We start from the raw sequence: 18,442 nt of genomic DNA, 5'->3' as shown, positions 1-18,442 counted from the left end.
TGCGCCAATTTCGGCGCAGGTGGCAACAGATAGGGGAAAGACGGCATGCGCGGATCAATCGGTAGTATGCTGCTGGACCGGCTCCGGCATCTTGGTGTTTCGCGTATTTATGGCGTCCCCGGTGATTACAATCTTGAATTCCTCGAACTCATCGAGCGCACGCCGGGCATTGCGTTCATCGGCACCTGCAATGAACTCAATGCAGCCTATGCGGCCGATGGCGATGCGCGGCTGGCGGGCATCGGGGCGGTGCTGGTCACCTACGGGGTGGGTGACCTGTCATGCCTTTCCGCCGTGGCGGGGGCGAGTGCGGAGGGCGTACCGCTGGTCGTGATTTCGGGCATGCCGCCGTGGCACGCCATCCAGTCGCGCGCGCTGGTGCACCACACCCTTGCCGATGGCAATTATGACAACGTGCTGAACTGCTACCGGCAGTTCACGGTGGCCTGCGCGCGGCTCAACCCCGCAACCGCCGTGGCCGAGACCGACCGCGTGCTGCAGGCGGTGCAGGCGCTGCGCCGCCCGGTCTATATCCAGTTCCCCTCCGATATCTGCTATGTGGCGGTTGACGTGCCGCCGCCGCCCATGGTCGCCGCGGTATCCGACCCCGGCCTGCTGGCCCGCGCGGCGGAGCAGGTGGTCCAGCGCATCAGCCAGGCCCGCAGGCCCGTGGTGCTGGTTGATGCCATGGTGCGCCAGTACGGCCTGCACGAACGCGTGCAGGCGCTGTGCACCACCTTCGGCATTCCCTATGCCGCCCTGTCCACCGCGCGCACGCTGCTGCCTGAATCCGGGCCTGAATGGCTCGGGCAATATGGGGGGGCGGCTTCCGCCCCGGCTGTTGCGGATTACGTGCAGGCCGCTGATTGCGTGATTGCGCTGGGGGTCCGGTTTGTTGATTCCACGTCGGGCTATTTCTCGCAGCAGATCGCGCCGGGCGCCATGATCGACGTGCAGCCCTTCAGCATGACCTGCAATGGCGAGAACATTCAGGGCATTACCGCTGCCGATCTGCTTGATAGCGTGTACCAGCGCCTGGCCAGCGTGCGCATGACCCGGCCCGAACGGAGTAGTGCCGCATCGACCGCGCCCGTGCCAACCCCGCCAGCGGGGGCGGGCTGGGCGCAGGCCCCGTTCTGGCAGCGGGTCGAATCCTTCCTGCAACCGGGTGATGTGGTGGTGGCCGATAACGGCTCCTCCATGGCAGCCATGCTGCATGCGCGCCTGCCCGCGGGGTGCAGCCTGCTGGTGCAGCCGGTATGGGCTGCGATCGGGTATTCGCTGCCCGCAAGCCTTGGCGCATGCCTTGCCCGCCCCGAACGGCGGCATGTGCTGTTTATCGGCGATGGCTCCTTTCAGATGACCGTGCAGGAACTCTCCACCCTGCTGCGCCATGAGGCCAACATTACCATCTTCCTCATCAATAATGGTGGCTACACCATCGAGCGCATGATCCTTGGCCCGCAATCGGCCTATAACGACATTGCCAACTGGCGTTATGCCGACCTGCCCCGTGCCTTTGGGCCGGACAGGGCGCCGCGTGCGTTCAGGGTGGCCAGCATGGATGAACTCGAAACCGCGCTGGATCAGGCGGCGGCCCATAAGGGCGTGAACTTTATCGAGGTGCTGTTCACCCCCATGGATGCCCCGGCAGGCATGGCCAAAATGGGGGCGGCGGTGCGGCGCTATGATTATGGAATCGATCTGCCCGACCAGACCTGATCGGGGTGGCTGCACACAGGCAGGTCACTTTTTTGCCTTCGGGGTAAAATGACCTGTTTTTATGCTGGACGGGTGCTTCAGCGCAGGCTATTGAAAATAAGACAGTTTTTTTTGGCCTGCACCTGAAGTGGCCGGAAAGAGGCTGGCATGGCCCGAAAACGGGCCTGTTAGATAGCCAGATAGTTCACGAAATCGTGATAATTGAAGATTAAAATTTGTGCATTTGCACAGATTTTAATCTGTCCTTGCCTCCCTCTGGCGGGGTGCAGGACCATTATGCTGCTTTGCGCGGCACTGTCTTCCCGACCATTGAAAAGAAGATCCGGGCAGCCCGGGGGTCATGCGTATTTATTGAACAATAATAATGTGCCGATACTGTAATGGTCTGCTGGTTACCACAAACTGTTCCAGAATTTTTATTGATAGTATTTCGGTTCTGGTGTTCCTTCCGTCTCACCAACACGACACCAAAGGAACTGAAAACATGTTTATCGAAAATATCAGCACCATGATTGCCCACTCCGTTGACGCCATGTCCTCCCTGACCATGGTTGCTTTCCTGCCCATGATCGCTGCCCTGATGATCGCCACCATCGTGTCCGATCGCGCTGCCTGAGCCCTGGGGTTTCTGTCCTGATACCCCTGCAGCCGGAATTCCCACCTTCGTGTGGGAATGGCCGGCGGCCAGCAGGCAAAAGAGAATGACCATCACAGGCGCTGCGGCGTCTTTTTTTGTGCCCGGTGTTTCGCCGCCCCACCCATGAAAGGGCCACCGGCGCGGAACCGGTATCCAGCACGCTTGTGGCGAAGCGTTTTGGAAAAAAATCTTCGCAAAACACCGTATCAGGCGTTTACCGCCCCTTTTGCGCGCATGGTTTCAACGCGGGGGGGGAATACATTGCCTAGCTGGGCTTGTCGGCATGTCAGCATGGGTGTAACGGCGCGTTTTACGCCCATCATCCAGAGCATAGGCATGACACAGACAATGATCCATGACCGTGGAGGCCCGTCCGCGCCCGTGCGCCACGTGGGCAGTCCCGGCCTGATCTTCTTTATTCTCGCCCTTGGCGGCTTTGCCATCGGCACGGCTGAATTCGCGGCCATGAGCCTCGTGCCCATGATCTCGGCGGGCATGCACGTAACCGTGCCGCAGGCGGGGCACGCCATCGAGGCCTATGCCGCGGGCGTGTGCGTGGGCGCGCCGCTCATTGCCATGCTAGGCGCCAGGTACAGCCGCAAATACCTGCTGATCGGCATGATGGTGCTCTATGTCATTGGCAATGGGCTGACAGCCCTTGCCCCCAATTACCTGTGCCTGCTTTTGTGCCGGTTCATCAGCGGGCTGCCGCATGGGGCCTATTTTGGCACGGCGGGGATTGTCGCCTCTGCCCTCGTGCCCGAAAACCGCCGCACGCAGGCCGTGGCCCGCGTGGTGCTGGGCCTGACCATCGCCACCATTGGCGGCGTGCCCATGGCCAACGGGCTGGGCATGCTGGTGGGGTGGCGCTGGGCGTTCGTGCTGATTGCGGGGCTGGCGCTGTGCACCATGCTGCTCATCATGCGCTTTGTGCCCACCGACCCGCCGCGCCCCAACGCCAGCGCGATGACCGAGATCCGCGCCCTTAAAAACCGGCAGGTGTGGCTGACGCTGGGCATTGGCGTGGTAGGTTTTGGCGGCATCTTCTGTGTCTATACCTATCTTGCCTCCATCCTGCAGGAGGTCACGCATGCGCCTGCCTACATGACGCCCGTGCTGCTGGCGGTATTTGGCGTGGGCATGACGGTAGGCACCATGACCTGCGCGTGGGCGGCTGACCACAAGATGATGCCCACCATTGGCGGAACACTTCTGGTCAATGCGGCAGCGCTCGCGGGCTTTCCCGGAGCAGTGCATTCCGTATGGAGCATGATGCCCATCGTGTTCCTGATCGGCTGTGGCGGCGGCCTGGGCACGGTCATCCAGTCGCGCCTGCTCAGTGTGGCGGTGGATGCACAGGCGCTGGCGGCGGCGATGAACCAGAGCGCGTTCAACATGGCCAACGCCATTGGCCCGTGGCTGGGCGGCATGGCGATCAGCGCCGGGCTGGGCTGGGAGTCCGTGGGCTGGGTGGGCAGTTGCCTGGCCATGGGGGGCTTCGTGATCTGGCTTTTGACGCTGAGCGATATCCGCGCCGCCGCCCGCAGGCAGGCCGGTGGCTGATGGGTGTAAAAGGTTCCGGTAAAGCTTTTGCCAGGAGCCTCGAAAGAACGCCGCCTTTTTGAAAAAAGGGGGCAGCCAAAAACGTCTATTATTTTAAAAGAGTTCCTAAATCAGGGGGATGGTTGATGCGCCGCCCCATCCTTCCTATCGTGGCGCATGAGCATTCCATCGGCACAGGCCCCATGCCTGCCCCCGCTGTTAGGCGACCTGTTTCCCGCCCGCCGCGTGCAGGGTGAAGCGGGCAGGGTGCTGCTGCGGGCGCAGGCGGTGATCGATACCGTCATCGCTCCCACCGCAGCACAGCGTGACCGCGCGGGTGGCTACCCGCATCAGGCCATGGCGGCGCTGAAGGCCACCGGCGTGCTGGCCCTTGCCGTTCCACGCGCCTGGGGCGGGCTGGGGGTAGGGCAGGAACTCTCGCTCGAATTCATGCTGCGCCTGGCTGTGGCGGACCCCGCCATTGCCCAGATCTACAAGGTGCATGATGACCTGGTGCGCGAGATTTTCGTCTATGCTCCGGCCGCACTCAGGCCCGTGCTGGCACGGCGCATCGTGCATGACCACGCCATTCTGGGCATGGCCGTGGCCGAGAACGGGCGCACGGCAGACAGTTTCATGCAGACACTGGCCCGCGCGGGTGAAGGCGGCACGCATGTCATATCGGGCCGCAAGATCTATGCCACCGGCGCATCGGGGGCGGATCTTGTTGCGGTCTCATCCTTTGATCCCGTGCGGGCGCAGCAGGCTGGGGGGAGCGTGCGCGCGGGCGTGCGCATGGACCTCGTGCCGCGCGGGGCGGCGGGGCTGCGCTTTCACCATGACTGGAACCGCATGGGCCAGCGCGCGACCGATTCCGGCACTGTTACGCTGGAGGATGTCGTGGTCGATGATTTCTGGAATGCCCTGGCCCCGGATGCCGACCTGCCGCAGCATGTGGCGCTGCGCTTTCAGGCCGGTTTCAGCGCCATCCTGACCGGCATCGGCCTTGGCGCGTTGCGGGCGGTCTGTGCCTTTGTGCCGCAGCATGCCCGCCCATGGGGGGCCGCAGGCGTAAAAAGCGCGGATCAGGACCCCTATGTGCGCCGCCTGCTCGGCGAGATCGGGGCCGATCTGTCTGGCGCCTGGTGCAGCGTGATGCATGCAGGCCGCCTGCTTGACCAGTACGAACATGGTGAAGTGCCCCGCGCCACGGTCGCCATGGCGGCGAGTGCCGCGCGTTCGGTTGCCACGCGCGCGGCCCTGCGTGCGGCCAGTGATGCCCCGGCCGCGGCAGGGGCGCGAGGCACGGATGCGGCACAGGGGCTGGACCGTTACTGGCGCGATGCCCGCACCCTGTCGCTGCATGATCCCGTGGATTGGAAAAATGCTGAAATTGGCCGCAACCTGCTGACAGGCTGGGCGCCTGAACCGGGGCCGTATCAGTAAAAACCGATAAAAGTTTTTGGTAAAGCTTTTTGCAAAAAGCTTTGGGGAATACTGCCTTTTTCCAAAAAGGCAGCGCCCCGGAACTTTGCCTGACGGGTTTGACAGACGGCCTGCCCGCGTGATTGATCGCGCCCAGAGTGCCTGAAGCAGAAGGTAGAACGCAATGCAGCGACCCGTCATAGCCATCATATCAACCGGCGGCACCATTGCCCGCCAGGCGATGGACCCGCGTGATACGGTCGATTATGCCGAAATCGGCACAAGCCTTGGCGGGGCCGACCTGCTTGCGGCATTGCCCGAGGCCGTGCGGGCGCGCTTTGCTGTGCGGGGCATTCCCTTTTCCAGTTGCGACAGCGTGGAGATGACCCTGCAACGGTGGTTTGACCTGGCCAGCGTCATCAACCAGACCGTTGCCAGCCAGCCCGATCTGAGCGGCGTGGTCGTGACCCATGGCACCTCATCGCTGGAGGAAGGAGCCTGCTTTCTCGACCTGGTGCTCGATGTGCCGTGTCCGGTCGTGGTGGTGGGTGCGCAGCGCCCGGCCAGCGCCATCAGCGCCGATGGCCCGGCCAACCTGTATGCCGCCCTGCTGGTGGCATCGGCCCCGCAGGCAGCCGGTCGCGGCGTGCTGGTGGTGGCCAATAACGAGATCCATGCCGCCCAGGAAGTGACCAAGGCTTCCACTTACCAGCTTGAAACCTTCCGCTCGCCCGATTTCGGCCCGCTGGGCATGATCGAGGCCAACCGGGTGTTCTTCGGGCGCACCGCCGCCTATCGCCGCCATATCGGCTGGCCGCCCGCTTATGGCGCAGGCGGCGAGATCCCGCGCGTTGACATCACCTACAGCCATGCAGGGGCCGATGGCGTGGGCATACGCGCCTTTATGCAGGCAGGCGCGCGTGGCCTCATTGCAGCAGGCATGCTGCCCGGCATGTGCACGCCTGCCGAGAATGGAGCACTTGATGAAGCCGTGGCGGCGGGCATTGTGGTGGTGCAGGCCAGCAGCGGGTATTGCGGCGGCGTGGTGCGGCGCCACGAACTGTGCCAGCGCGGCCTCCTGGCGGCAGGCCACATGCGCCCCCGGCAGGCGCGGATACTGCTCGCGCTCGCACTCATGACGGGCGCGGATACCGATGCCATTCAGGCCCTGTTCGACCGGCCCTGAATGCGGGGCAGGGCGGCCAGGACTGCGGTTTCAGCCGTTTTTTCATGCGTGCAAAAAATGCCGCCTTTTGAAAAAAGGCAGCATTCATCATGAAGCGTATCGGGCCTGTCGTGCTGGAAACAGGCTGCATGATGTTGGGTCGAGAACACCACGCAGCCTGATCATGCAGGATGTCTTAGTGCTGGGGCGGGGTATCGTCGCCCGTGGTTACAGGAATAACCGGCAGGATGAGCGAGGAGGGATGCTTGCCGTCATGCCAGATGGTCTGCGTTGCGACTTCCATGCGGTCGGATGCACCGAATTTTTCGCCCGTATTGGGGTTGGGCGCAAATTGCGGGTAGTCGCTCGATGAAATTTCCAGCCGGATGCGATGCCCTTTGAGGAACAGGTTGCTGGTGGGCCAGACCTTGATGCGATACTCGTAAACCTGTCCTGGCGTGATCAGTTCCGGGGTGGACAGGGAATTGCGGAAACGCGCAACCTGAATCCCGTTGTTGAGGTTGATTGCGGTGCCATCGGGCGCCACATCCACCAGCTTGGCGGTGAAATCCGTATCCCTGGCGGTGGAAGAGGCAAACAGGTCCACGGTAATCGGTCCGGTCACGTTCATCGGCGTATCCAGAGCCTTGCTGGTATAGACCAGAATGTCAGGCCGTCGTTCGATGGAAGACTGGTCGAACTGTCCCTGCGGGCCTGCCGTCCAGGCACAGCAGGAATGACCGCCTACGCTCGGAACCGGGTTGTGGGGGTCATAAACGAAAGTATCCGTCTGGGTCTTGGCCTGCTTGCCGCCTTTTTCCTGCGACAGTGCGCCATCGCCCATGGAGGAAGACGCGCTGTGCTCGCTTCCCAGGTACCATTTCTGGTATTGCGTGCCGGCAACAGGCCATGACGTGGCGCTGTGCCAGCGGTTTTCGCCCATGGTGAAGTAATCGACATGCGGGCCGGTCTGCACGCCGTTATCCATCCCCTTGAGGAAATGGTCGAACCACTGGATCATGAGTTCGTTGACAGGGCTGTTGGCGACCGGGCCGATGGCCTTCAGGCGCGGGCTGACCACGGCCGCAGGCCGCCCCCAGCCGATATGTTCCCATGGCCCGATGATGATGCGCTGGTTTTCACGCGCAAGCGGCGTGCCGCCCTCCTTCTGCATGCCATTGAAATTTTCCAGTGCGCCATCAAGGAAGGAATCATACCAGCCATCAAACGCCAGTACCGGCACGTTTACCTTGCCGTAGCGTGAGCGGATGTCGAACGCCTTCCAGTAATCATCGGATGTGGAGTGATTGACCGCATCATAGAAATAGGGCGCGATATTCTTGCCATTGACCGTAAAGGGCGTGAACGTGGAATAGGGCAGCTGCTGCATCAGCACTGCGGGGTTCTTGCCCTGCAGGTACAACTGTTGCGACAGTTTCTTGTCGCCCTGGTTTTCGGCGGCGGAGGAGCCGATATCCTCCATCATCCACGGTTCGATGAAGGCTAGGCGGAAGGCGCCGTCCTCATAGGTCCAGCCATTGCCATAGTCCGACCCGGTGTTGGAGGGCACGATGGCGGCCAGCGAGGGCGGCGTTGCCGTGGCGGCCAGCCACTGCGTGGCACCGACATAGGATGAACCATACATGCCAACCTTGCCGCTCGAGCCGGGCAGGCGGGCGGCCCATTCCACGGCGTCATAGCCGTCGTCACGGTCATTGCGGTATTCATAGAACGTGCCGCCGGACTTGCCCTGGCCGCGGATATCCTGAATGGCGACGATGTAGCAATGCGACGCAAACCATTCCGGTGACTGGAAGCGCGAGGGCTGGACCTGCGCTGCCGACTTGCCGTACTGGGTGCGCATGAGGATGACCGGAACCTTCTCCTTCGTATCGGGCGTATAGACATCAGCGCGCAGCACCACCCCATCGCGCATGGTGGCGGGAACATCGGTTTTCTTGGTGACACGGCAGCTTCCGCGTCCTTCATCGCTCGGCCATGCCGCCGCGCGGGCGCTCCCCACCGACAGGGCGACAAAACCGCAACTGAGTAAAAGAAGATAACGGCGCATGAATACTCTTCCAGGTAAGGTTATCAAAAACACGATGGGCGGGTACTTGCGTTGAGCCAGGCCTTCTCCTGCTCAGAACCCTGTGGAGAGGGAGGCCGTGACCGCAACGCCACCAGACACGTAGTAAACCGGCGCATGGCCCGCGACCGTGCCATAGCCTTTTGACGTGGCCGTGGCGCTCTGGATGCCGGACAGGTAGTTCTTGGCCCCGAGGTTCATGACATTGAGCTGGAACTGCGGGCGCTTGGCAAAACCGACATCGTGCAGGCGGTAACCCAGCGTCATGTTGGCCTGTTCGTAGCCCGGAATTTTCTCGTCATTCATGAAGGTCGAATACTGCGAGCCGACATAATTGAACGAGAAGTTGCCGAAGTAACGTCCGTTGTCGTAGGCCAGGCCCACGGCGGCGACGAGTTCGGGGCTCATGACCGCGACCTTGCCCTTGGTGGGCAGCACGACGCGGTTGCCATTGGCATCCTGCGCCACGTAATTGTTATCCATCGTGGCATGCAGGTACTGGGCCGAGGCATAGGGGCTGAAATGATGCCACGGACGCAGCCCGATCTCGATCTGCGCACCGCGCGAGGTCTTGCCACCATTCTGCACGGGCTCGGGAATGTTCATGCTGCCCAGCGTGACATAGGTCTGCACCTGGTTGTTGGTAATATTGTAGTTGAACAGCGAGAGCGAGACGTTGACCAGGCCGTAATGGCGGTAGCCCAGTTCCTCGCCAATGGAATATTCACCCGCCATTTTCTGGAAATTGGATGCCGCCTGTCCATGCGCCGGGCTGAACAACTGGCCATAGGCCTCGACCGAGGCCGGTGCACGATAGGCGGTCGTGCCGTCAATGAAGATCTGGTCGTGCTTGGTCATCATGTAACTGGCGGAGAACTGCGGCAGCGGCTGTGCGTAGGACCCACCGGCGTCACGGATCGCGCCAGGCGTGTTGTTGACCATGGTGCGGTCGATCATGATGTATTTGAGCCCCGCGTTAAGCGTGAGCCGGTTGTTGAGCAGTTTGACGGTGTCCGAGATGTAGATGCTGTTCATCTGGTGCTGGAAATGCTGGTCCAGTTCCATGTAGCGGGTGCCATTGCCCAGCGTGATGGGGTATTTCCCCTCCACATTGCGCATGCCGCCATTGGCGGCGACGCCCGTGTACCAGATCTGCTCAAGCAGATCGATGTAGTTGTAAGCGTAACCCACCTGCAGGGTGTTGACGCCCTTCTTCCAGGTCAGGCCCGCATTGAGGAAGAAACTCTGCTGGGGAACGGGGTTGATTTCCTCCGCCATGGTGGAACTGCCGTTATTGTAGGTTGCCCCCAGTCCCTGCAACTGCCCTGCTGGCTGCGTGCCGTAATAGGAACCGTTGGGCGAAAGGCTTTGCGCACCCAGATAGAATTCATCGAATTTAGAATAGGCCGGCGTGAAGTTGAAGTTCAGCCCCTTGGCAAGCTTCGTCTTGAACGGCAGCATCATCATCATGGAGCGCCGTTCGTAATTGTTCAGCCCCGCCCAGTTCTGGTCGCCAACGGTATAATCCTTGTCATAGTTGTAGTTGATGCCGTAACTCTGCCACGCCTTCAGGGTCATGGGGCGGTAGTTGGTCTGCTGCCAGTTGTCATACGAAAAGATGAAGGCGAGGCTGGTATCGGGCGTCCAGTCCTTACGGATTTCGGCATCCACGTGGTATTTGCGGAACTGGCCCGAACCACGCCATTCGTTGTTGCTCGTGGAGGAGAAGGAAGCAAACGCCTTGACGCCCGTATGCGCGATATCGCCTGAATCGAGGCGGATGAATTCACGTTCGAGGGATTTGGAACCAAAGCTGAAATCAGCGCGGCCGCCCATCTTGTCCGCTGCGTGACGCAGCGAGATCTTCATCAGGCCGCCGACATCGTTATAGACAGGCGCTGAAATGTCAGGCGCGCCCTGGTCGATCGTAACACTGGAGATATTGTCAGAATCAACAACCGACTGCGTGTAGGGCGTGTAGTTGATGGAATCCGCAAGCGGCATATCTTCGTAAAGGAACCCGATTTCCGTCTGGTTCAGGCCGCGCATGGAGATGGAGGTGGTGGACTGGCCCAGCGGGTCGTTACCCGATGAGACCACGCCCGGCAGGTTGGTGACCAGTGCAATGGGGTTGGCGGTGGGTGACTGCTTGGCAATGAAGTCACGGGTAATGGTGCTCTGGCTTTTCGCCACGGTCTGTCGCGCCATGAGGCCGCCGCCTGGCGTGGTATTGGTCACGCCATTGGAAGAAGGCGTGCCCTTGCTGACATGAATGAGTTCAGGCTTTGGGGCGGGGGGCGGCGTGTCGGCGGCGGGCGCCTTCGCGGCAGTGGCCGTCGGCTTGGCGGAAGAAGATGGTGTATGGGTTTTATGCTGCGTAACGCTCTGGGCCCGTGCGTGCTGGTTATTGCACAGACCATAAAACGCCGTGGAAGACAGAATTAAAATCCGTAAGCACGCTTTCCGGCTTATTGTATATTTCGGCCTGTTTATGGTCCTGTGCGGTATTCTGAACATCATCGCCTCCGTCCATTTGCGTTCATTCAGAAAAACGTATCAATTTCAATATTCAGGATGGATTACCGTGGACAGGGCGCGCTCATGCTCCCTTTCCTCAATACAATCATCGACCCGAGCCTGATTATAATCATTTCATTACGAATTCATTCCAGAGAAAAAGTGTTTGATAAATTCAACTTCACATTGAATCATGTCTCGGTAGGGAAACGGGTGCAGAGAGAAATTCTGGCATGACGGCGATCCGGCATATTGCCCTGAGGCATTTCAGGTTACTGATCGCGCTGGTTGAAACTGGTAGCCGCGAGGGGGCGAGCCAGCGGCTCTGCCTGTCAGCCTCTGCCGTGTCCAAGTCCCTGCGTGAGCTTGAGGGGCTTGCGGGCGAGAGCCTGCTGGCCAGCCATGACGGCAGGCTTGTCCCCACGGGCAAGGGCGCCCTGCTGCTGGCAACCGCGCGCCGGATAGAAGATGAACTCGCGGCGCTGGAAATAGATTTCACCCGCACGCACAGGGTCCTGGCCGATACGGTTTCCATCGGGTACGCAACGGCCGCCCTGCGTCCGTTCCTGCAACGCCTGATGCTTGATATCAAAAAACATTATCCAAACGTTACGATATCGGCCTACAGGGGCCGCAGGGAAACATTGCTCCAGCATCTTGGCGCCCATCTGATTGATATATTCGTAGGCCATCTTGGCTGCCTGCCGCCCAGCGCGGCGCTGGAACGCCTGGAAATCTATCATGACTACATGGTGATATTTGCCCACCCACAAGACCCCATCACCACCGAGCAGATGTATGACTGGGGTTATCTGGGCACGCGCCCATGGCTGCTGCCAAGCCCCGGGCTGGTCAATTCCGTATATTTTCATAACTACCTGTCTGAAATCGGGCAGGCCATTCCGCTTGATGTCATTGAAACCGATGGCCTGTTCTTCGAGCGCGGCGAGATTGACCTCGGCCGCCTGATGCTGACCACCGATGGCGCGGCCCGGGCCTTCGGCATGGACCAGCGTTTCCGGCGCCTTGCCATTCCGCTCCCGGGTTTTCATGCCGCGACCGGCCTGGCCTGGCATAAGCCCACGCGGCCCGCCACCCAGGCAGTGATAGACCATGCCGTCCACCTGCTGCATCATGACAGCCGGTAAGGGCCAGGGCAGATCCAGTTTGAATGGACCCATTCGAACAGGTGAAAATGCTCGATAAACAATGAGTTGGAGCAATTCCACTGAGCCAGGGTTCAGTGGAATTGCTCTAGGCCATGATCTGGCGCACGCTTTCCATGATGTATTCTATGCCCGGCCGCCTGTGCTCTCCCTTTGCCCAGACCAGGCCGGAACTGCCCTGCATCTTGGCAAATGCAAGGGGTAATATCCTGTAATGATCAAGGAATGAGGTTTCTTCCAGCACGTCCTCGGTCATGAAGATCAGGCGGTTCTTGTCATAGTTCTCGGGGCGGTAGGTATTGTCATCGAGTTCAAGCACGTCCATCGGCATGGACAGGCCATGACTGCTGATGAAATTGTTGAAATGGACCCGGTTGACAAGCCCCGATGTGTGGAGCAGCCACGGGCAGCGCAGCAGGAAAGGCCAGTCCTTCTCCTGCTTGGGGGTGAGGTTGAACGTCTTGTGCGCCAGTACGATGTAGCGTGTGTCGGTCAGGGGATGGATCGTGAATTTCTTGGTGTCCATCCCGGTCAGGCCGCCGCAGAACAGGTCGATGCTGCCAGCCTGCAGGCGGCGCAGGAGCGGGATGCGGATGTCACGCACGGCGTTGATGGTCAGCAGCGGGTGCTTCTTTTTCGTATCGAGAATGATCCGGCGCAGCAGCGGCTGGAGCGACACGGTGGAATAGCCGATCGTGACACGCTCGTTCATGCCCGTGCCGATCTGGGCCAGGTCATGTTCGAGCATCTGCATTTCGTCATCCAGGCGGATGGCGGTTATGAGGATGCGCCGCGCCTGCGGCGTGGGCACGACGCGCCCGTCATGTTTGTGGTACAGGGCGCAGCCATATTTCTGTTCCATCTCCTTCAGCCCCTTGGAAATGGCGGCGAAGGAGACATTCAGCCGCGCGCTGGCCGCGCGCATGGAGCCCGTTTCATACAGGGCCCGCATGATCTGGAGTTGACGGAAGGAAAACTGCATCAGACCCTGTATGGCTCCTGACCCATGAAAAACAGGGATGGACAAGGCATGGCGCCTCATGAGCGAAGGCTGGCCTGCATCCGCCCTGTGCCATGCACGAAGCTAGCCATACCTGTTTCGCTAATGCAAGGTGTCGATGTGTGGCGGGCACGGGCGGGCGTGCCTGTCGCGCTGGCCATAAACCGGCTCTGGCGCGTGGCGGCTTCCTCAGGCACGGCAGCCATGCTGCCATGCGCCGTGATGGCGGTCCGACGGGCTTTCGCGGGCCCGGCCCGGGCTTGCGGGGCGGGAGCCTAGAACACGCTGTTGAAGGCGAATTGCGGCGAGATGACCTGCCCGGTATTGTGGCCGGCAAAGATGGCCGTCACACCGGCGATGATGCCAAAGCGCGGTGACCAGTTATATTCCACCGCAGGTGCGATCACCCAGTCACCCGAGGCCTGCCCCAGCGTGTCCTGGTATTTGCCCCGGGCATTATAGCCGCGCACCCGCGCGCCATTGGCCCAGTCGCGCGCCAGATCCATGGCGATGACCCATTTCTGGTTGATGCCATATTCCAGCGAGAATCCGCTCTCGCCATACATGCCCGGATGCGCCAGCCCGCGAAACCCCGCCGAGGTGCCATAGCTGCTGATATCGGCAATATGCGCCTGCGTCAGCGCGCGGCGAAAGGTGCCCCACGTGCGCAGCCGCAACTCGTGGTGGCCGGGCAGGGTATAGGTGGACTGCTCCGTCAGTGCCAGGCGGAAGGTATAGGTGCCGGTACCCACGCCATCTTCCGCGCGGCCCAGTTTTGTATAATCGCCTGCGGGGAAGGCCACGCCCACGAACAGGCTGAGCGCCGGGATATAGCGCCTGGGGTCGGCATCAAGGTAGCGCCACATCACGTCCACCGGCAGGTCGCCCATCTTGGCGCCACTCGTGGTGCCGCCATAGCCGCCATGCCGCCAGCCGTAACTGATGGTGGGCGTCATCTGCAGGCTGATCGAATTGGTGATGGAGTATTTGTACAGCGTAAAGCTCGAGACCATGTGCGCCCGGTCCTTTATGGGTGCCGCACGCCCCACGCTATCAAGGTTGCCAACAGGCTGGCTGTAGGCAAAATACGGCTCCCACGCAAACACGCCCTTCTTGGTCAGCGCGCCGGAGGGCGAGACGAGCGAGCCGGTATACCACTGCGGGTAAGGCGCGTTTACGCCCTGCGAGCCTGCCGCCGTGCCATTGCCGGTGCCTGCCGCCTGCGCGGATGAAAGGCCCGCGAGGGCAATAAGGAATGGAATCGCAACAAATAATATTGATTCCGATAGCGGAATGTATGATGCTGTTCCAAAGGGGCGACCAGTGTCTTTTTCCCGCGCTGTCAGGGCGCGGGGCATGGATGCGGTGCCCAGCCTTGCGGCGTGGGCGCGTGTCAGGGAAGTCATGGTTGCGGCCATTTCCTGCTCGGGGCGTCCCTGCATGCATGGCAGTGCATGCCGGGTCTTATCGGTTCTGGGGTAAGTGTGCGGGTGCCTGCTATACGAACTGCAGTCGCAGGGAAGGGATCAGGACATCAGGCCAGTGCTCCTCAAGCTGACAGACCGGTGAGGCGGCGGGAGAATGGCAGTTCTCCCGCCGTTTTCTTTTACGGTGCGGTCATGCGCGGCGGTTCCTGCCCATCATGCGGGGCGGCCGGGCGCGCGGGGTTGAGGTATTTCCACCCGATCACCAGCAGCACGGCCACGATCGACATGCTGGCAATGGTGTAGGTGCCATTGGGGTAGTCAAACAGCATCAGCACGAGCACGCTGCCCAGATAGGCCAGTGTCAGCCATGAGGTGAAGGGCGCCCCCGGCATTTCAAAGCCTGATGAGGTCATGCGCCCGCTGCGTACCGCCTGGCGCAGCCTGATCTGGCAGAGCAGGATGAAGGCCCATGTGCTGATGATGCCGATCGCAGCCATGTTCAGCACGATCTCGAACACCTGCGAGGGCACGATGTAATTGAGCACCACGCCCACCAGATACACCGCAACCGTAAGCAGGATGCCGTTGGCCGGCACGGCGCTTGCGTTCATGCGGGCCAGCGGCGCGGGGGCGGCGCCGCCGAGCGCCATGGCGCGCAGCACGCGCCCGGTGGAATACAGCCCCGAGTTGAGGCTCGACAGGGCGGCTGTCAGCACCACGATGTTCATGATCGTATCAACGCCGGGCACGCCGAGGGCTTCAAAAAAGGTCACGAACGGGCTGGTGCCCCCGTGATAGGCGGTCCAGGGCAGCAGGTTGACCAGCAGCACCACCGACAGCACATAGAACAGGCCGATGCGCCAGATCACGCTGTTGATGCTGCGCGGCAGGACAGTGCGCACATCCGCGCACTCGCCCGCCGCGGTCCCGATCAGTTCTATGCCCGAATAGGCAAACACCACGCCCTGCACCAGCAGCAGGCTGGCAATCAGCCCGTGCGGAAAGAGGCCGCCGTTATCGGCAATCAGGTGCAGGCCGGTCTGGTGGCCGCCCACGGGCATGCGCACGCCCAGTATGATGCTGCCCACGACAAGGAACAGGCACAGGGCCACGATCTTGATGAGCGAGAACCAGAACTCGATCTCGCCAAACCACTTCACGCCCACCAGGTTCAGCGTCGTGACCACGCACAGCGCCATGAGCGCGAAGACCCATTGCGGCACGAAGGCGAACGTGCCCCAGAAATGCATGTACAGCGCCACTGCCGTAATATCGACAATGCCGGTCATGGCCCAGTTCATGAACGACAGCCACCCCGCGACAAAGGCCGCCTTCTCGCCCAGGAACTCCCGCGTGTAGGACACGAAGCTGCCGCAGGTGGGCCGGTACATCACCAGTTCGCCCAGCGCGCGCATGATCAGGAACGAGAACATGCCGCACACAAGGTAGACCAGTGCCAGCGAAGGCCCCGCTGCCTGAAGCCGTGAGCCCGCGCCAAGGAACAGGCCCGTGCCGATCGCGCCGCCCACGGCGATCATCTGGATCTGGCGGCTGCCCAGGCCCTTGTGATAGCCCTCGTCATCTTCCGCTGGCAAAATGGGGGTGCTGTCTTCCTGCGCGTGGTCCGGTATGCTCATGCTGTTGTCTCCGCCGTGGTCATCGCAGATGGGAGGGTGAGGGAAGGCGCCCGCCGGTGCTCCGGCTGGCCATGGTTCAGGGCGGGCCTGAACCATGTACAAAAAGTATGCAATTTTTCTGAATGGTAAGAACGGTGTGGCCTGGCCCGTACAGATCCGGTCTGCAAGGGGCAGATCCTGTGCGGTGGGGGAGAAACAGAAAGAAATATCATGCAGCATCAAATAGTTGTTCTGTCGCGAACATTGTCAGACACATTAACGGCTGACAAGCAAAGATGCCTTGATAAGAGCGTTATGATTAAAAAATGAACATAAATTTTAAAGCTTTAGCACAAAATGCACTACATTTAATCATGAAAGGGAGCCGCCCCACCATGTCTGAACAGGAATCTGGCCCCGTGAGAGCCCGGTCCGTCGCCCTGATCGCGGGCGTGCTCGGCGCCATCATCATCCCGGTCGTGGCCCATGCCGATAACCAGCATTTCGATGGTGGCGAACTGGCGCAGGATGCGCCGCAGTATTTCGTGCTGCGCCCCGATGATGCGGCCACCACCACGCAGATGGGCGAACTGCGCCTGTCGGAGAGCAGCATCGATTTCAGCAATGGCGAACGGCTTGACGTCACGCTCGATCCGGGCGGTCGGGCCGGGCATCTGCTTTACCGGGTGGCATACGGGCAGAATCCGCTCACGCCCACGGGGCACCTGCTGTGCGCGGCCCCGCTCAACCCGCTTTACCTTGATTTTGCCACCCGGGGCGATGACGAGGCACATTATGACATGACGCTCTACTGCAGTTCGCGCGTGGTGCCGTTCCGCACGATTGGCGCGGGGCGGAGCGCTGCCGTCTTCCATTACACCCGCGCCACCGATACGGTCTGGGCGCACAGCCCGGCCGAGAGCGGCTACCTGCATGGGGCGGTGGCGCAGTACTGCACCCGCCATCACGCGCATGACACGCAGGCGGCCTGCACCGCGCGTGAGGAATCAGCCTACGCCGCCATCATGGCGCGCCAGATCGCGCCGCCGGTGCTCAGGCAGTGCGCGGCCTATGTTACGGGCCGGCGCGAGCATGCGGGTTATGTCAGCTTTGACGGGCTGCTCAACTGCGCCCGCCTGCATGACAGCAGGGCGGTGTTCGATTACTGCGCCACCCGCATCACCGGGCAGAAGCGGGCCGATGATACGGCTTTTTTCGATGCCACTCCGGCCCAGGCGGATGGCGTGGCGCTGTGCTTCAACGCGCTGGCCGCTCACCAGGCGCGCGATTAGGCGCGGCGCGGGTGGTCAGGGCGCACAGGCCATTCAGGCCACGTCGGGCACTTCAATGCCCGAGACGAATTTGTAGATGTCTTCATGGTGCAGCAGGAAAATGCGGTGTTTCTTGCCCAGCGTAAGGGCTTCCTGCGTGTAGGGCGCGTTGGAGACGATGGCGCCGATATCCGCGCGGCTGTCGGTCTTTTCCTTTATGCCCTGCCAGATCACGTCATCATGCACGGGCTTGCGGTCGATCCAGCAATGCACCAGCATTTTCAGCCCATTGCGGCTGCAATGGATGACCGAGCCCAGGCCGGTGGCCACGGGGGGGCGGATTTCCCATCCCGCCTTTTCGATCCATTGCGAGCAGAAGGCCGCGTATTCCGCCTGGTTCATCTCCTGGTGGTAAATGCCAGGTGTCAGCACGGTGGCGGAGGGTGTGCGCGCGGTGCTGGCAGCAAGCGTGGTGAGGTGCGCGCAGACCGTCTTGTGAATGGCAGGCCACAGCGCGCTCTGCCCGTCACGCGCGAGCGCGGGCAGGAGAGTGGTGCGCGTAAAGCGTTCCACATGCGTGTTCCATGGCGTGTGGCTGTGGGTCAGCGGGGTGGTGTCACTCTCGGCCTGCCGGTACCAGCGCGCAAGCATGGGGCGATGGCGCTCGGCCAGTTTCAGGCAGGTGCCGATGGCCTTGCGCCGCCGCGCCATGAGCCAGATCGTGCGCACCACCCGCATCATGATCCACCCGGCACCGGTCATGAGCATCAGCGTCAGGATGAGCGAGCCGAGTTTCTGGAAGCCGCGCGTCATGAAAAACAGGTCGGTTGGCAGCGGGGTTTCCCGGTTCTGCACGATAACGGGC

At 61.4% G+C, this 18,442-nt stretch carries 12 protein-coding genes and 1 pseudogene; 7 read left to right on the top strand and 6 right to left on the bottom strand.

The window, feature by feature from the left end; translation table 11 throughout:
* Positions 1-45: 45 nt before the first annotated feature.
* The 5 genes from HNW77_RS03185 to HNW77_RS03170 all read left to right on the top strand — a co-directional run bounded on the left by HNW77_RS03185 (position 46) and on the right by HNW77_RS03170 (position 6,512).
* On the top strand, positions 46-1,722 hold the full coding sequence (locus tag HNW77_RS03185) for an alpha-keto acid decarboxylase family protein (RefSeq protein WP_172155343.1): 1,677 nt from the start codon (positions 46-48) through the stop codon (positions 1,720-1,722).
* Between the two features lie 484 nt (positions 1,723-2,206).
* The gene (locus HNW77_RS17970; protein WP_257788376.1) at positions 2,207-2,338 is read left to right on the top strand and encodes a hypothetical protein; all 132 of its coding nucleotides are present in this window, start codon (positions 2,207-2,209) and stop codon (positions 2,336-2,338) included.
* Positions 2,339-2,695: 357 nt separating this feature from the next.
* Complete coding sequence (locus HNW77_RS03180; RefSeq protein ID WP_408886755.1) at positions 2,696-3,922, top strand: MFS transporter; 1,227 nt, start codon at positions 2,696-2,698, stop codon at positions 3,920-3,922.
* 156 nt (positions 3,923-4,078) lie between these two features.
* A complete protein-coding gene (locus HNW77_RS03175; RefSeq protein WP_172155341.1) occupies positions 4,079-5,347 on the top strand; it encodes an acyl-CoA dehydrogenase family protein in 1,269 nt (422 codons plus the stop codon).
* A 163-nt stretch (positions 5,348-5,510) separates the two neighbouring features.
* Positions 5,511-6,512 carry an asparaginase gene (locus HNW77_RS03170; RefSeq protein WP_172155339.1) on the top strand — a complete coding sequence of 334 codons (1,002 nt, stop codon included), beginning with the start codon at positions 5,511-5,513 and terminating at the stop codon, positions 6,510-6,512.
* A gap of 175 nt (positions 6,513-6,687) precedes the next feature.
* Here the strand turns inward: HNW77_RS03170 and HNW77_RS03165 are convergent, their stop codons facing one another.
* Positions 6,688-8,562 carry a CocE/NonD family hydrolase gene (locus HNW77_RS03165; protein WP_172155337.1) on the bottom strand — a complete coding sequence of 625 codons (1,875 nt, stop codon included), beginning with the start codon at positions 8,560-8,562 and terminating at the stop codon, positions 6,688-6,690.
* Between the two features lie 72 nt (positions 8,563-8,634).
* Positions 8,635-10,788 carry a TonB-dependent receptor gene (locus tag HNW77_RS03160; RefSeq protein ID WP_241694262.1) on the bottom strand — a complete coding sequence of 718 codons (2,154 nt, stop codon included), beginning with the start codon at positions 10,786-10,788 and terminating at the stop codon, positions 8,635-8,637.
* Positions 10,789-11,330: 542 nt separating this feature from the next.
* Between HNW77_RS03160 and HNW77_RS03155 the strand changes: the two genes are divergently transcribed.
* Positions 11,331-12,245: a LysR family transcriptional regulator gene (locus HNW77_RS03155; protein ID WP_172155335.1), complete on the top strand. Its 915-nt coding sequence runs from the start codon at positions 11,331-11,333 to the stop codon at positions 12,243-12,245.
* 106 nt (positions 12,246-12,351) lie between these two features.
* Here HNW77_RS03155 and HNW77_RS03150 read toward each other — a convergent pair whose 3' ends face one another.
* The 3 genes from HNW77_RS03150 to HNW77_RS03140 all read right to left on the bottom strand — a co-directional run bounded on the left by HNW77_RS03150 (position 12,352) and on the right by HNW77_RS03140 (position 16,327).
* Positions 12,352-13,245, bottom strand: coding sequence for a LysR family transcriptional regulator (locus HNW77_RS03150; protein WP_172155333.1), 894 nt, complete (start codon positions 13,243-13,245; stop codon positions 12,352-12,354).
* Positions 13,246-13,538: 293 nt separating this feature from the next.
* The gene (locus HNW77_RS03145) at positions 13,539-14,681 is read right to left on the bottom strand and encodes a hypothetical protein (RefSeq protein ID WP_172155480.1); all 1,143 of its coding nucleotides are present in this window, start codon (positions 14,679-14,681) and stop codon (positions 13,539-13,541) included.
* 188 nt (positions 14,682-14,869) lie between these two features.
* A complete protein-coding gene (locus HNW77_RS03140; protein WP_172155331.1) occupies positions 14,870-16,327 on the bottom strand; it encodes an amino acid permease in 1,458 nt (485 codons plus the stop codon).
* Between the two features lie 398 nt (positions 16,328-16,725).
* Between HNW77_RS03140 and HNW77_RS03135 the strand changes: the two genes are divergently transcribed.
* Entirely contained in the window at positions 16,726-17,598 is an 873-nt protein-coding gene (locus tag HNW77_RS03135) for a hypothetical protein (protein WP_276592046.1), read from the top strand.
* Between the two features lie 33 nt (positions 17,599-17,631).
* Here the strand turns inward: HNW77_RS03135 and HNW77_RS03130 are convergent.
* Positions 17,632-18,442: pseudogene (locus HNW77_RS03130) on the bottom strand (restriction endonuclease); the annotation flags it as partial.

Origin of the sequence: Komagataeibacter melomenusus, from assembly GCF_013155395.1 — a bacterium.
Classification (GTDB): Bacteria; Pseudomonadota; Alphaproteobacteria; order Acetobacterales; family Acetobacteraceae; genus Komagataeibacter; species Komagataeibacter melomenusus.
The sequence above is the reverse complement of the archived record's forward strand: the minus strand, read 5'-3'. Positions and strand labels throughout refer to the sequence as shown.

Excerpts from the sequence above, each read along its gene's own strand:
- HNW77_RS03160 (WP_241694262.1), bottom strand. The coding sequence starts at position 10,788 with ATGGCGCGACAGACCGTGGCGAAAAGCCAGAGCACCATTACCCGTGAC.
- HNW77_RS03180 (WP_408886755.1), top strand. The coding sequence starts at position 2,696 with ATGACACAGACAATGATCCATGACCGTGGAGGCCCGTCCGCGCCCGTG.
- HNW77_RS17970 (WP_257788376.1), top strand. The coding sequence starts at position 2,207 with ATGTTTATCGAAAATATCAGCACCATGATTGCCCACTCCGTTGACGCC.
- HNW77_RS03170 (WP_172155339.1), top strand. The coding sequence starts at position 5,511 with ATGCAGCGACCCGTCATAGCCATCATATCAACCGGCGGCACCATTGCC.
- HNW77_RS03145 (WP_172155480.1), bottom strand. The coding sequence starts at position 14,681 with ATGGCCGCAACCATGACTTCCCTGACACGCGCCCACGCCGCAAGGCTG.
- HNW77_RS03185 (WP_172155343.1), top strand. The coding sequence starts at position 46 with ATGCGCGGATCAATCGGTAGTATGCTGCTGGACCGGCTCCGGCATCTT.
- HNW77_RS03155 (WP_172155335.1), top strand. The coding sequence starts at position 11,331 with ATGACGGCGATCCGGCATATTGCCCTGAGGCATTTCAGGTTACTGATC.
- HNW77_RS03165 (WP_172155337.1), bottom strand. The coding sequence starts at position 8,562 with ATGCGCCGTTATCTTCTTTTACTCAGTTGCGGTTTTGTCGCCCTGTCG.
- HNW77_RS03140 (WP_172155331.1), bottom strand. The coding sequence starts at position 16,327 with ATGAGCATACCGGACCACGCGCAGGAAGACAGCACCCCCATTTTGCCA.
- HNW77_RS03175 (WP_172155341.1), top strand. The coding sequence starts at position 4,079 with ATGAGCATTCCATCGGCACAGGCCCCATGCCTGCCCCCGCTGTTAGGC.
- HNW77_RS03150 (WP_172155333.1), bottom strand. The coding sequence starts at position 13,245 with ATGCAGTTTTCCTTCCGTCAACTCCAGATCATGCGGGCCCTGTATGAA.